Below are 14,279 nucleotides of genomic sequence, written 5' to 3' on the forward strand. Positions count from 1 at the left end.
CAATAAGCATTTAATAACCCTATAAATGCTTACTCTTAAATTATAAGCTAACCATTAAAACAAGGAAAAACTTCTATGAGTGCTACTGCTAATTCCGTATGGAACAACTGTTTGGCTTTTATCCAAGATAACATCCAACCGCAGGCATTCAAAACTTGGTTTGAGCCTATAAAGCCTATTAAATTAACAGATAAGGCTTTGAGCATTCAGGTTCCCAGTAAGTTTTTCTACGAATGGCTCGAAGAACACTATGTTAAGCTTTTAAAAGTTGCCATGACCAGAGAGTTGGGCAACAATGCAAAGCTGATCTATGTGATAAAAATGGAAAACAAATACGGTAACAAGGAACCCTTTACGGAGCAAATCCCAAGTTCCAACCGTACCGCTGTTGGACCCCAAGAATTGGATGTGCCGATCACCTCCAAAAGTCCCGAGCTAAAAAATCCATTTGTGATTCCCGGTATTAGGAACATTAAGATTGAATCCCAATTAAACCCCAACTACAATTTCGATAATTTCCTCGAAGGAGATTCCAACCGTTTGGCCCGTTCCGCGGGTATGGCCGTGGCCAACAAACCCGGGGGAACTTCCTTCAACCCATTGTTGGTTTTTGGGGGAGTGGGATTAGGGAAAACACATTTGGCCCACGCCATTGGTGTAGAAATAAAGGATAAGTACCCGGAAAAGACCGTTCTTTATATTTCTGCGGAAAAATTCACGCAACAATATATCGAATCGGTAAAAAAGAACACTCGAAACGACTTTATCCATTTTTACCAATTGATAGATGTACTTATTATAGATGATGTACAATTTCTATCCGGTAAATCTGGAACCCAGGATGTATTTTTCCACATTTTCAACCATTTGCACCAAAATGGCAAGCAGGTGATATTGACTTCGGACAAAGCTCCTGTGGATATGCAGGACATTGAACAACGCTTACTCTCCCGTTTTAAATGGGGATTGTCTGCAGAATTGCAAAGTCCAGATTACGAAACACGGGTTTCCATCTTAAAAAATAAACTCTACCGCGATGGCGTTGAAATGCCGGAAGAGATTATAGACCACGTGGCCAAAAACATCAAAACCAACATTCGCGAACTGGAAGGGGCCATTATTTCGTTGATAGCCCAATCTTCTTTCAATAAGCGGGAGGTAACTCTGGAATTGGCCCAACAGGTAGTGGACAAATTTGTAAAGAACACAAAGCGCGAAGTATCCATCGATTACATTCAAAAAGTGGTTTCGGATTATTTCGAAATGGATGTGGCCACCCTACAGTCCAAAACAAGAAAGCGACATATTGTACAGGCGAGACAGTTGGCCATGTTCTTTGCGAAAAAGTTTACTAAGGCATCTTTGGCAAGTATTGGGTCACAAATCGGAAAACGTGACCATGCAACGGTACTCCACGCCTGTAAAACGGTGGATAACTTAGCGGAAACGGACAAGCAATTCAGAAAATATATTGAAGATCTGAACAAAAAGTTCACCTAAACCCAACTTCACTTTCTCCTTATGAAAACCAAAGTATTGATGGTCTGCCTTGGCAATATTTGCAGATCACCTTTGGCCGAAGGCGTACTGCAATCCAAGGTTGACCCCGAAAAGGTCTTTGTGGATTCGGCAGGCACGGCAGGATACCATGTGGGCAACCCTCCCGATAAACGCTCTATTGCCGTGGCCAGTAAATATGGTATAAACATACAAGACCAAAAATGCAGAAAGTTCTCCAAAAAGGATTTTTTAGAGTTCGACCACATTTACGTAATGGACCGCAGCAATTTTTCCGATGTGGCCAGTTTGGCAAGCGACCAAAAAGAAGCTGCTAAGGTAAAACTACTTTTGACCGAAGTGGAATTGGGACATATCGAAGTACCCGACCCCTACTACGGCGGGGACGATGGTTTTGAAAATGTGTACCAAATGATCGATACCGCTTGTGAGGCAATTGCGAAAAAGCTAAATTAAACCCATGGAAGATGAAAAACCCGGTTTGGTAGTTGGCAAAATCTATTTGATCCCAACCACACTTGGAGACAATGCTCCCTTGGAAGTTTTGCCCATTTCGGTAAAAGGCACCATAGAAAGGATAGACCACTACATTGTTGAAAATGAAAAAACTGCCCGTAGGTTCATTAAACGAGTCAGTCCTAACAAGCCACAACCCGAACTTAAGTTGCAGTTACTGAACAAGTACACCAACCCTGAAGAAATACCATCCTTTTTAGATCCCTGTATACATGGGTTCGATATTGGTGTTCTTTCCGAAGCTGGTTGTCCGGGTATTGCCGACCCAGGTGCAGATGTAGTGCGTGTGGCACACGAAAAAAGAATACAAGTAGTTCCATTGGTAGGCCCCTCCTCCATTCTAATGGCCATGATGAGCAGTGGCATGAACGGGCAAAACTTTGCCTTTAACGGCTATTTGCCCATAGACAATGCAGAACGAAAGAAAATTTTGAAAAGTTTGGAGCGACTTTCCAGGGACAAAGGCCAATCCCAAATTTTTATGGAGACTCCCTACCGCAACAATAAAATGCTCAAGGAGCTGATAAAAACACTTCAAAAATCAACACGGTTGTGTATTGCCTGCGATATTACGTTACCTACGGAGTTTATCGCCACCAAAACCGTACACGAATGGGGGGAAATCGATTTAGATTTAGACAAAAGACCTACCATTTATATTTTACAAGCATAAAAAAAGCCCCGATAATTCCGGGCTTTTTGTTTCAATACGCAGTTTCAATTAAACCTTGGCATTTTTTTGTTGCTTGATATTGGAAATATCATAGCCAGCAAATTTTTTCATATAGTAGGAGATGCTACTTCCGTACGCATCGGTTACATCGTTTTGCCCATAAGATCGCAGATATTTTTTTACGTTACCGGCTCCGGCCAAATGTGCCGCAGCCAATATTCCGGATTCGGTAACTTGAATGCCACCGATCGTTTTGCCTTTGAAACGTTTGATATCTCTTCGCAAAATCCATTTGTTACGGGCAATGTTGGCCTCAAAAGCCTTTTCTTGAAGTTCTGGGTTCGACAGAAAATCATCCATATCGTAAACGCCCATCAAATTTAAGGTACTACTACCAAATTGGTACTTACCTAAATAACCCAATGTGTTTACTCTATGATATTTACCCTGGGATTCTTTGAAAGCGAGCGCTTCCTTAAAGCCATTAAAGGCTTTGCCCAAAAAAGGAGGTGTTACCTCATCCTCTTCTAAAAGTGCAATGGAGCTTTGTGGCGCAAAAATCTCCGAATTGGCCATAACCTTAAGTGAATCAGGAATTTCAACAGTTTCCTTTTTCATTACGGTGTAGGTACCAAAACTTGTCAAAACTACGATCATGGCAAGATGCAGTATAAAACCAATCCATCTTTTCATAATGTTCTCTTTTGTGATCTCGATACATATACGTATCAAAAATCAATTTGGCCGGCAAATATAGGGGGAGATATTTTAACGGGTACCCTAAAGCTCATAAAGATTTCTTAAATGAGGCTTAAAATCCGTTAAAGTGATGAATATCAACGGTAAAGAGCCCTATCTAAGTACCTTTTGTTGATTTAACCAACGGGTGTACTGCACTTTATTTCGGTTGTGCTGCGCCAAAGTTTTGGCAAACATGTGGTACCCAAAGTTGGAAACGTCTGCCACAAAATAGAGATAATCGTGCTTTTCTGGATTCAAAACGGCATCTATCGAGGTAATGTCCGGCATGGTAATCGGTCCCGGTGGAACACCTGCATATTTATAGGTATTGTATGGAGAATCCATTTCCAGATCACGAAAGAGTACTCTTTTTATAATTGTATCATAGTTACCGGTCTCTTTTTTAATGGCATAGATTACGGTAGGATCGGCCTGGAGCAACATCCCTCTTTTGATTCTGTTCAGGTAAACCCCGGCAACACGAGGTCGCTCATCCACCTTTGCGGTTTCTTTTTGTACAATGGCTGCCAAAGAAGTAACCTCGTTTGGCGTAAGACCCAAACTTTTGGCCTTTTGTAGTCGGGTATCTGTCCAAAAGCGGTCATATTCTTTTTTCATCCTGTCCCTAAAACCCTCTGCATTTGTATTCCAGAAAAATTCGTAGGTATTGGGAATATACATGGCCAACTTGGTATCTTCATCAAACCCTTGCTCTTGCAGAAAACCGGGATCATTGAATGTTTGTAACAACGATAAGCTATCTGCCTCTATTTGCTCAGCGACCCGTCCCGCCAACAAAGCCAACGATTCTTGGTTATTAAAGGAAACCTGCACAGGAATATTGGCACTGCGCAAGGTATTGATGATGTCGTTATTGTTCATCCCTTTTTTGAGTGCATATTTTCCTGCTTTTATGTTATTGATATATCCCTTGCGTTTGGCAACAGCCTCAAAAGAAGACATATCTTTCAATAAAGGCTCAACGGAGGTGGTAACATCGGAAAACGAAGCATCCGAAGCAATGTAAACATATGCTTCGCTATTATTGAACTGTGTATTGGGGCTAAAAATGGCGCTATAAATCCGATATGCGATAAAACCACAAATTATCAGTCCAAGTATGGCCGTGGCCCAAAGTACTTTTTTAAGATTCATTGGTGTTGATCTTTTGAAACATTATTTCGTTTTTGAACCCTTTATGGGTCCGTATCCATTCTTTTTTGATGCCTATTTCCTTAAATCCCAACTTTTTGAACAAGTGGATACTAGCGAGATTATCTTCCAAAATATTGGCATATAATTGATGCATATCCAAAACGGAAAATGCATAATCGCACAATAGTGATAATGCCTCCGCTCCTACACCCCTGTTTCTATAACTAGGTTCGGCAATAACGATTCCGATTCCCGCCCTCCGATTTTTGGGATCAAAATCAAAAAGATCTATCAGTCCGATACATGGATCATTTTGATCGCCAATGCAAAGCCGCAGCTGTTTAACATCGTAAATATCCCTGTGGGCATTGTCCAGATAGGATTGGAGCACTTTCTTGGAATACGGTTTTAAGGTACCGCTCACCTCCCAGACCGATGTATCGTTTTCCAATTTGTACAGAAAATCCAAATCGGTAGGCTCTAGCGCGCGCAAATAAATATGTTCTCCTTTTATATTGAGCATACAATGGTTCCTTTAAATACCTGTTCGGCAGGTCCTTCTAAAAAAATGTTGGTGTATTTACCGTTATGCTTTTCAAAATAAATGGTAAGATCACCTCCAATGGTCTCAATATGTATTTGTTTAGCGGCAGTCTTACCTAGCTCGAACATGGTTAGGGCCACTGCGGTGACCCCGGTTCCACAGGAATATGTTTCGTCTTCTACGCCACGTTCATAGGTTCTTACCCGAAAAGCATCTTCCCCTTTTTGTTCCACAAAATTGATATTGCTACCCGACTCGCCATAAATACCATATCGAAGTTTCTTTCCCTCTTTGGGCACATCAAATTTTTCCAGTTCGTCAACAAGCTGCACATGGTGCGGGGAACCCGTATCCAAAAAGCTGTGGTTGGGCTTTTGATGGATTTTGTCCACATCGATCATTTTTAGCTTCACCTGGTTTCCGTTTATAGTTGCGTAATGTAGTCCATCCACTGCGTTGAACGTGGTCTCTTTTTTAAATATGCCCAGATAATGTGCAAAAGCTACCAAACATCGCCCTCCATTGCCACACATACTGCCCTCTTTGCCGTCGGCATTAAAATAAACCATTTTAAAATCCGACATATTGTCATTCTCAAGCAGCATCAAGCCATCTCCACCTATGCCAAATCTTCTATCACAAAGTTTTGAAATCAGCTTGGTATCGTTTTTGGGGAAAATATGTTGACGATTATCGATAATTACAAAATCGTTTCCCGTTCCTTGGTATTTAAAAAAGTGCAGTTCCATGATTATCTACAAAGGAACAAATATAGGGGATTCTTTAAGGTTTTTTTTGTAGTTAAAACAGCGTTAAACCAACTTGATCAAAAATTGAATTATTTTAATTTTGACAAAGCTAAATGTTAAATAATTATTGAATTATGAAGAAAATAGCGAGTTTACTCTTGGTTTCCGTATTTGCAGGAGCAATTACCCTGGGAGCCTACAAATTATTTTTTGAGAAGGAAAGCTATAAATGGGTCACTTCTGAACAAGAGACTCCATTTTTGTCCACTAGCAATCTAGATACTTCGGCAAGAGGTGCCGGAATCAATGAGGTCGACTTTACCTTGGCTGCCGAAAAAACAGTGCATTCCGTGGTGCACGTTAAAAACATGACCATTAGTAGAGGCCCTTCCAGTATTGCGGAATTCTTTTACGGCTACGAACGTCAGCAAACCCCACAGGTGGGAACAGGATCAGGGGTAATTATTTCCCCGGACGGTTATATAGTGACCAACAATCACGTAATAGCCAATTCCAGTCAATTGGAAGTTACCTTGAACAATAACAAAACATATGAAGCTGAAGTAATCGGGACGGATGCAGATTCGGATATCGCCCTTATAAAAATTGATACGGACGATGCGCTTCCTTATTTGGCCTTTGGTGATTCCGACCATACCAAAATCGGGGAGTGGGTGCTGGCAGTAGGCAACCCGTTTAACCTTACCTCAACCGTCACAGCGGGTATTGTTAGTGCAAAAGCCCGGTCTTTATCACCTACCAGAACACAATCCTTTATCCAGACCGATGCTGCCGTAAATCCTGGAAACAGTGGTGGTGCGTTGGTAAACACCAACGGGGACCTGATCGGAATCAATACTGCTATTACCTCTCAAACAGGTTCTTATGTTGGATATGCCTTTGCAGTACCGAGCAATATCGCCAAAAAAGTAGTGGAAGATATAATGGAGTTTGGCAATGTGCAGAAAGGACTTTTGGGCATATCGGCGGCAAATACCAAGTCCAAGGCCGCAATCGAAATGGGACTAGATCAATTGGAAGGAGTATATGTTGCAGGGGTCGAAGAAGAATCCGGTGCTGACGATGCAGGTTTGCAGGAAGGCGACATTATTAAAAAAGTGGACAATATAGATATTCAAAAATTCTCGGAACTTACGGGGTACCTCTCCGCAAAAAGACCCGGTGATGTAGTTAGGGTAACGTTAGAGCGCGACGGTGAAAGTCTTGTAAAAAATGTTACCCTAAAAAAACAGAACAGTGTTATCCTTCCCGCAACTTCGTTCAAGGTGATGAACTTGACAAAAGAGGATAAAAAGAAATTTGGCGTATCCAAAGGCGTAAAAATAATCGATGTCCCACAAGGTTATGCCCGATACGACCTTACCAATAAAATAATTATTGAACTGGATGGTGAGCCTATCAGCAACATAGAAGATGCCAAAGAAAAATTTGGTCAGATATCCAGATACGGTAGAACCAGTTTTACCATGATCAATGCAAATGGAGAAAAAGAACACATGATACTTCAGTAAACTGAGGGTCACACTTTTAAAGCGTCTTTAAAAAGACGCTTTTTTTATGTCCAATAAGTTTTACGAAAACGTTTGAAATATCTAATTTTGCCGAAAATTAAACTACACAACTGTAACCATCATCCATGAGCAACAACAATTCGTACGAAAAAGAGCTTGCGTTCCAAGCGGATAGAAGAAAGGCAACCACGGAATTTATTAAAATCATTAGCGATTTATGGTACGACAAGGCCATAGAAGTCGTACTCTTTAAAAATCAGATAATCGATAAAAACGTGAGCGACATCATCAACCTGCACGAGTATGCCGGTGAATTTGTCCAAAAGCCGATGTCGATCTTTGATTCAGTAGAAATTCTTAGGGCAATCAACGACCTCAATCTGCCTCCAGCCAAATTGGATATTGGAAAACTAACGTACGAATACAACAATAACCAAAACGCCCATTTGAACGTAAAGGCCTTTGTGATAGATAAACTAAAGGATGCGGAATCTTCCAAGGCCATAAAACCTAAAGATGTTGTACTCTATGGATTCGGCCGCATTGGACGCCTAGTGGCCAGGGAACTTATGGCCAAAACAGGACGCGGCAGTCAGCTGCGCTTGCGTGCCATTGTGGTTCGTGGAGAATTGAACAAGGAAATCTTGGAAAAAAGAGCTGCACTTTTAAAAACGGATTCCGTTCACGGGCCATTTACCGGAACGGTGGACATTGACGAGGAAAAGCAAGCCTTGGTGATCAATGGCACAACAGTAAGGATCATCAGTGCCAATCAGCCGGAAGATATAGATTATACCAAATATGGCATTACCAACGCCCTGATCATCGACAACACAGGGGCCTTTAGGGACAATGTTGCCCTTTCCAGGCATTTAAAATCCAAAGGGGCGAGCAAAGTATTGCTGACCGCTCCTGGTAAGGAAGTACCTAATATTGTTCATGGCGTAAACCATAAGGATTTTAATCCGGACAAAACCAAGATTTATTCCGCAGCGTCTTGTACGACCAACGCCATTACCCCAATTTTAAAAGTGGTGGAGGACTCTTTGGGCATTAAGAAGGGACATCTGGAAACCATACATGCCTATACCAACGACCAAAATCTGGTGGACAATATGCACAAAAAATACCGTCGTGGCCGTGCCGCCGCCCTAAACATGGTAATCACGGAAACCGGTGCCGGCTCAGCCGTGGCCAAGGCGTTGCCCTCCTTACAAGGCAAGCTAACGTCCAACGCCATTAGAGTTCCCGTACCCAATGGATCATTGGCCATTCTAAACTTGGAAGTAAAAAACAAGACTTCCAAAGAGGGTATAGACACCATCATAAAAAAATATGCTTTGGAAGGAGACTTGGTAGAGCAAATAAAATACGCCCTAAGCAACGAACTCGTATCTTCGGATATAATTGGCACCACTGCTCCATCCATTTATGACAGTAATGCCACAATTGTTTCGGCAGATGGTAAAAATGTGGTTCTATATATTTGGTATGACAATGAGTACGGGTATTCCCATCAAGTAATACGATTGGCAAAATATATCGCAAAAGTTAGGCGTTATACCTACTATTAGTGGATGACGAATTGTTCAAAGAACCGGTTTTCTTTTTCATAATTAGGTATATTGGCGTAATTTCGTCCCGCCCTTAATCTAAAATTTAATACGAGAACATTATTGAACATGAAGCAATTACGCATTTTATTCAGCCTATTTTTACTTATTCCATCATTTTTGGTCCATGCGCAGGAAGAAGAACCTCCTGTCCAAGAAGCCGACAACACCCTGAGAGGGCAGTTTGAAGAACTGGAAAGAAAGTCTGGAAATTATCGGGCCAATGGGATCCGCTATGAAGTAATCAAGCTATCCGAGCTGTACGAAACCAAAAACAATATTTTTGACTCCATTGATACGGCCAATAAAACCATAAAGGACCTGTCCGCCACTATAGATGCGAACAAGTCCGAAATCGAAGATCTAAACGAGAAATTACAGGATACCACAAACAAGCTGAACAACGTTACCGAAGAAAAGGACAGTATCTCCTTTTTTGGGGCACTGATCAGCAAAGGCACCTATAATTTTATTTTATGGGCCATTATTTTTGGTCTTTTACTGCTATTGCTCTTTTTCATTTATCGATTCAGAAATAGTAATTTCCTTACGCAGCAAGCCAAATCCGCACTGGCCGATTTGGAAGAAGAGTACCAAAACCATAGGCGTCGCGCACTGGAACGTGAACAGAAAATTAGCCGGCAACTACAGGATGAGCTCAATAAGCAAAAAAAGTAAACCATAAGGCTCCCTAAAATAGGAGCCTTTCTTTTTTATGCCCGTTAGGATAGCTTTCATTACTTTTGGCAGGAATAAACATTCATACAAAAGTCCATGCGGATAGACATTATCACAGTTCTTCCAGAGCTTTTAAAAAGTCCTTTCGAAGCATCTATTTTAAAAAGGGCCATCGAAAAAGGACTGGTAGAAGTACACATGCATAATTTAAGGGATTATACCACGGGCAATTATAAGCAAGTGGACGATTACCAATTTGGTGGTGGTGCAGGCATGGTGATGATGATCGAGCCTATCGACAAATGCATCTCAAAACTAAAATCCGAAAGAGAGTACGACGAGATCATTTATATGACACCGGATGGCCAAACCTTGAACCAGGGAATGGCCAACCAGATATCCCTTAAAAAAAACTTGATCATACTCTGCGGACATTATAAAGGAGTGGACCAACGGGTAAGGGATTTGTTTGTAACAAAGGAAATCTCGGTGGGCGACTACGTGCTCTCCGGAGGTGAATTGGGCGCTGCCATTTTGTGCGATGCGGTGATTAGACTGCTGCCCGGTGTACTTAACGATGAAACTTCGGCGTTAACCGATACTTTTCAGGATAACTTATTGGCTCCCCCGGTCTATACCAGACCTTCAGAATACAAGGGCATGGAGGTTCCAAAGATATTGCTGAGCGGTAACTTTCCAAAGATTGAAAAATGGCGGGAAGAACAAGCATTGCAGCGCACCCGCGAAAGAAGACCTGACCTTTTGGAATAAGATACTATGGAAAATTACGATGCATATTTTATGGCCGGAGGTGCTCTCCAAATATTGGGAAAACTAATTATTGTGTTGGCGAGCGGCATTCTTTTTTCCAAGCAAAGAAATCTGGGCACTACACTTATGCTTCTGGGCAGTGTGCTTTCCATTGTATTTTCCCTCGGCACTCTTCTCCTTACCACATTCTCGGCCCAAGCAGGACCCGAATCGGTTATCAAAGCCAATGCGTTGGGTAGTTTGTTGACACCCCTCCCCTACATTCTCTTTGCGATCGGTTTGTTCTGGTTCTCCCTAAAGCAGGTGAAGAAACATCCCAAAAATCAATAACAGGTTCAAAAAGCAAAAAACCACTTGCTATTTCTAAATATTGCATTACTTTTGCAATCTCAAAATCAACCTCTGACGAAATCCGTGAAAGTTGGTCTTGTCCAAAACAATTAAAAAGACAAAAATGGAATCCTTAGTAAAATTTGTTGAAGACGAATTTGTTCCAAAAAAAGAATTTCCAAAATTTTCAGCTGGTGATACCATCACTGTTTATTACGAAATCAAGGAAGGTGAAAAAACACGTACCCAGTTCTTTAAAGGTGTTGTGATCCAACGAAGAGGAAGTGGCGCCACAGAAACTTTCACCATTCGTAAAATGTCCGGTACCGTTGGGGTGGAAAGAATTTTCCCAGTGAACATGCCTGCTTTGCAAAGAATTGAAGTAAACAAAAAAGGTAAAGTACGTAGATCAAGAATCTTCTACTTTAGAGGTCTTACCGGTAAAAAGGCCCGTATTAAAGAGATCAAGGGATAATCCATATTCCGTACAACATGAAAAAGCACCTGTTACAGGTGCTTTTTTTATGAACAATTGTTAATAACCACGGTTCATATCGTGTTGATTTTTAATCGTTTAAAAAGTTGCGCGATACAAATTTTCCCTCTACTTTAGACAAAGATATGATTGGGATACCATCACAATGATATCTATTTAAAGTTGACGTTCTTTAAAACTATGTATTCCCTTTTAATTGGTAACACTACTGATCACAAAAGGATTTTCGATTGGAGGAAAGCTTAGGCAATTCTTCAACGGAAAAAGTAAATTTTATGTGCGAATGAAAGAGCAATTTTTCATTTTGATAAAATTTAGGAATGCCATAGTATCACTTTGCAGCATGTAGTTAATTGAAAAATTAGAAGCATGGCAGAGTAAACGTCGAAGGGACTTAAAAAATGTAATCTAACAGATTACGACAGTTTTGGCAACAGAACAAATTTTTGGTCCTATCTGAAAGCCATATCCTTCTTAAAAAAGAGGATATGGCTTTTGTTTTTAATAAATTCACAACAAAAGAACCTACTTTTTACTCTTTTCCATTCGTACTTCAACGTCCATAAATCGTATATTTGCAACCGCTCAAACAAATTCAGATAAATGGCAAAACTATATTACACAAAAACAGATGAGGCTCCCGCCTTAGCAACATTATCATTCTTGCCCATTGTTAAATCATTTACCGAGACCGCCAATATCGCAGTAGAGACCAAGGACATCTCCTTGGCCGGTAGAATTGCCGCTGTGTTCCCCGAACTATTGACCGACGACCAAAAAGTTACGGACGACCTGGCAATCCTTGGCGAACTCGCAAAAACACCAGAAGCCAATATCATTAAGCTTCCGAATATCAGCGCCTCCATCCCTCAGTTAAAAGAGGCCATTGAGGAACTACAAGCAAAGGGATACAAACTTCCCGATTACCCGGACGAACCAAAGACCGACGAAGAAAAGGTAATCAAAGCAAAATACGACAAAGTAAAAGGTAGTGCGGTAAATCCAGTGCTTCGAGAAGGGAACTCGGACAGACGTGCTCCAAAAGCCGTTAAAAACTACGCAAAGGCTCATCCTCACACCATGGGCAAATGGTCTTCAGACTCCAAGACCCATGTGGCCACCATGTCTCACGGCGATTTTAAATCCAACGAAAAATCAATGACCTTGTCACATGCTGACAATATCCGCATTGAGTTGGTCGGCAACGATGGAGAGACCACCGTACTTAAAAACAATCTTTCGCTTTTACAAGGCGAGGTTATCGATGCCACGGTTATGAGCAAAAAAGCATTGGTGGAATTCTTGACAAAAGAAATTGCCGATGCAAGAGAGAACAATATTTTATTGTCCTTGCACTTTAAGGCAACAATGATGAAGGTTTCCGACCCAATTATATTTGGCCATGCCTTGGAAGTATATTTCGCGGAACTGTTCAAAAACTATGGGGAGACCTTCGATAAATTAGGGATAAACCCGAACAACGGTCTAGAATCCCTATTGGATAAAATCGGAGAGTTGCCCGAAGCGCAGCATAAAGAAATTGAAAAAGCAATCAAGGGCAGTATCAATAACGGTCCTGACCTGGCCATGGTAAATTCCGACAAGGGAATCACCAATCTACATGTACCGAGCGATGTAATCATTGATGCCTCCATGCCTGCAATGATCAGAAACTCCGGTAAAATGTGGGACAAAAATGGAGAACTTCAGGATACAAAAGCTATAATTCCAGATAGCAGCTATTCCGGTATTTACCAAGCAACCATCGACTTTTGTAAAGAGCACGGTGCATTCGACCCGACCACTATGGGTACGGTGCCCAATGTTGGGTTAATGGCACAAAAGGCCGAAGAGTACGGATCACACGATAAAACTTTCGAAATAGAGAAAGCAGGTACGGTAAAAGTGATCAATGCAGCTGGCGATACATTAATAGAACATGCCGTGGAAAAAGGTGATATCTGGAGAATGTGCCAAGTTAAAGATGCACCCGTTCAGGATTGGGTCAAATTGGCCGTTTCTCGTGCAAGGGCCACCGACACCCCTGCGGTATTCTGGCTGGATGAAAACAGAGCACACGATGCCGAACTCATTAAAAAAGTAAATCTATATCTAAAGGATCACAATACCGATGGTCTGGATATCCGAATCCTTTCCCCTATCGAGGCTACTAAGTTTACCTTAAAACGCATGAAGGACGGAAAAGACACCATTTCCGTATCAGGTAACGTATTGAGGGATTACTTGACTGACCTGTTTCCAATTTTAGAGGTAGGAACCAGCGCCAAAATGCTCTCCATTGTTCCATTGATGAATGGTGGAGGACTGTTCGAAACAGGAGCAGGTGGCTCAGCCCCTAAACACGTAGAACAGTTCTTGGAAGAAGGACACTTAAGATGGGACTCCCTTGGCGAATTTTTGGCCTTGGCCGTTTCCTTGGAATTTTTTGGGGAAAAGAACAACAACAAAAAAGCCCAAGTTCTTGCCGACGCTCTCGACAAGGCAACGGAAGAGTTCTTGAACCAGGACAAATCACCATCCAGAAAAGTTAACGAACTGGACACGCGCGGCAGCCATTTTTACCTATCGCTATATTGGGCCGGGCAATTGTCCCAACAAAACGATGATACAGAGCTTAAAGAAATTTTCTCGAAAGCGTACAAGGACCTATCTTCCAATGAAAGTGCCATTGCAAAAGAATTGATAGATGCTCAAGGGTCACCCGTGGATATTGGAGGGTATTACCTGCCAAATCCGGAATTGGCATCCAAAGCAATGCGACCTAGTGATACATTCAACAGGATTTTGAACTCCATTGGGCAATAAAAACAACATATAAACATACAAAAGGGTGATCTGATTAAGGTCACCCTTTTATTTTTGTGGTGGGATATGTTAAAAAACCCGAGTTCACCATTTTCATTTTTCTTCTTTTGTGGAAATGTGTACTTTTAAAAAAACCA

Annotated in this window: 14 protein-coding genes; 10 read left to right on the forward strand and 4 right to left on the reverse strand. The window is 41.5% G+C overall.

Annotation, left to right across the window (positions count from 1 at the left end; genetic code table 11):
- Positions 1-75: 75 nt before the first annotated feature.
- The 3 genes from dnaA to MJO53_RS00015 are packed head-to-tail and all read left to right on the forward strand — an operon-like array spanning position 76 to position 2,707.
- The gene (gene dnaA / locus MJO53_RS00005; RefSeq protein WP_224836682.1) at positions 76-1,500 is read left to right on the forward strand and encodes a chromosomal replication initiator protein DnaA; all 1,425 of its coding nucleotides are present in this window, start codon (positions 76-78) and stop codon (positions 1,498-1,500) included.
- Between the two features lie 21 nt (positions 1,501-1,521).
- On the forward strand, positions 1,522-1,974 hold the full coding sequence (locus MJO53_RS00010; protein ID WP_252079946.1) for a low molecular weight protein-tyrosine-phosphatase: 453 nt from the start codon (positions 1,522-1,524) through the stop codon (positions 1,972-1,974).
- Between the two features lie 4 nt (positions 1,975-1,978).
- Complete coding sequence (locus tag MJO53_RS00015; protein ID WP_224836680.1) at positions 1,979-2,707, forward strand: SAM-dependent methyltransferase; 729 nt, start codon at positions 1,979-1,981, stop codon at positions 2,705-2,707.
- A 48-nt stretch (positions 2,708-2,755) separates the two neighbouring features.
- On the opposite strand, the gene MJO53_RS00020 is transcribed toward MJO53_RS00015, so the two are convergent.
- From MJO53_RS00020 to dapF, 4 genes are all read right to left on the reverse strand, one after another.
- Positions 2,756-3,400, reverse strand: coding sequence for a hypothetical protein (locus tag MJO53_RS00020; RefSeq protein ID WP_252079947.1), 645 nt, complete (start codon positions 3,398-3,400; stop codon positions 2,756-2,758).
- A gap of 159 nt (positions 3,401-3,559) precedes the next feature.
- Positions 3,560-4,603: an endolytic transglycosylase MltG gene (gene mltG / locus MJO53_RS00025; RefSeq protein ID WP_252079948.1), complete on the reverse strand. Its 1,044-nt coding sequence runs from the start codon at positions 4,601-4,603 to the stop codon at positions 3,560-3,562.
- Complete coding sequence (locus MJO53_RS00030; RefSeq protein WP_252079949.1) at positions 4,593-5,126, reverse strand: GNAT family N-acetyltransferase; 534 nt, start codon at positions 5,124-5,126, stop codon at positions 4,593-4,595. Before MJO53_RS00030 ends, mltG begins: the two co-directional genes overlap by 11 nt.
- Complete coding sequence (dapF, locus tag MJO53_RS00035; RefSeq protein ID WP_252079950.1) at positions 5,114-5,896, reverse strand: diaminopimelate epimerase; 783 nt, start codon at positions 5,894-5,896, stop codon at positions 5,114-5,116. Before dapF ends, MJO53_RS00030 begins: the two co-directional genes overlap by 13 nt.
- Positions 5,897-6,030: 134 nt before the next feature.
- Here dapF and MJO53_RS00040 point away from each other — a divergent pair, with 134 nt between their 5' ends.
- The 7 genes from MJO53_RS00040 to MJO53_RS00070 all read left to right on the forward strand — a co-directional run bounded on the left by MJO53_RS00040 (position 6,031) and on the right by MJO53_RS00070 (position 14,142).
- Positions 6,031-7,428: a S1C family serine protease gene (locus MJO53_RS00040; protein WP_252079951.1), complete on the forward strand. Its 1,398-nt coding sequence runs from the start codon at positions 6,031-6,033 to the stop codon at positions 7,426-7,428.
- A 125-nt stretch (positions 7,429-7,553) separates the two neighbouring features.
- Complete coding sequence (locus tag MJO53_RS00045; protein WP_224836674.1) at positions 7,554-9,002, forward strand: glyceraldehyde-3-phosphate dehydrogenase; 1,449 nt, start codon at positions 7,554-7,556, stop codon at positions 9,000-9,002.
- A gap of 108 nt (positions 9,003-9,110) precedes the next feature.
- The gene (locus tag MJO53_RS00050; protein WP_252079952.1) at positions 9,111-9,719 is read left to right on the forward strand and encodes a tRNA (guanine-N1)-methyltransferase; all 609 of its coding nucleotides are present in this window, start codon (positions 9,111-9,113) and stop codon (positions 9,717-9,719) included.
- Positions 9,720-9,815: 96 nt separating this feature from the next.
- The gene (gene trmD, locus MJO53_RS00055) at positions 9,816-10,490 is read left to right on the forward strand and encodes a tRNA (guanosine(37)-N1)-methyltransferase TrmD (RefSeq protein WP_252079953.1); all 675 of its coding nucleotides are present in this window, start codon (positions 9,816-9,818) and stop codon (positions 10,488-10,490) included.
- 6 nt (positions 10,491-10,496) lie between these two features.
- Entirely contained in the window at positions 10,497-10,820 is a 324-nt protein-coding gene (locus MJO53_RS00060) for a hypothetical protein (RefSeq protein WP_252079954.1), read from the forward strand.
- 124 nt (positions 10,821-10,944) lie between these two features.
- Positions 10,945-11,295, forward strand: coding sequence for a 50S ribosomal protein L19 (rplS, locus tag MJO53_RS00065; RefSeq protein WP_224836670.1), 351 nt, complete (start codon positions 10,945-10,947; stop codon positions 11,293-11,295).
- A 624-nt stretch (positions 11,296-11,919) separates the two neighbouring features.
- On the forward strand, positions 11,920-14,142 hold the full coding sequence (locus tag MJO53_RS00070) for an NADP-dependent isocitrate dehydrogenase (protein ID WP_252079955.1): 2,223 nt from the start codon (positions 11,920-11,922) through the stop codon (positions 14,140-14,142).
- The last annotated feature ends 137 nt before the right edge of the window (positions 14,143-14,279 follow it).

This window comes from Flagellimonas marinaquae (assembly GCF_023716465.1).
Classification (GTDB): domain Bacteria; phylum Bacteroidota; class Bacteroidia; order Flavobacteriales; family Flavobacteriaceae; genus Flagellimonas; species Flagellimonas alginolytica.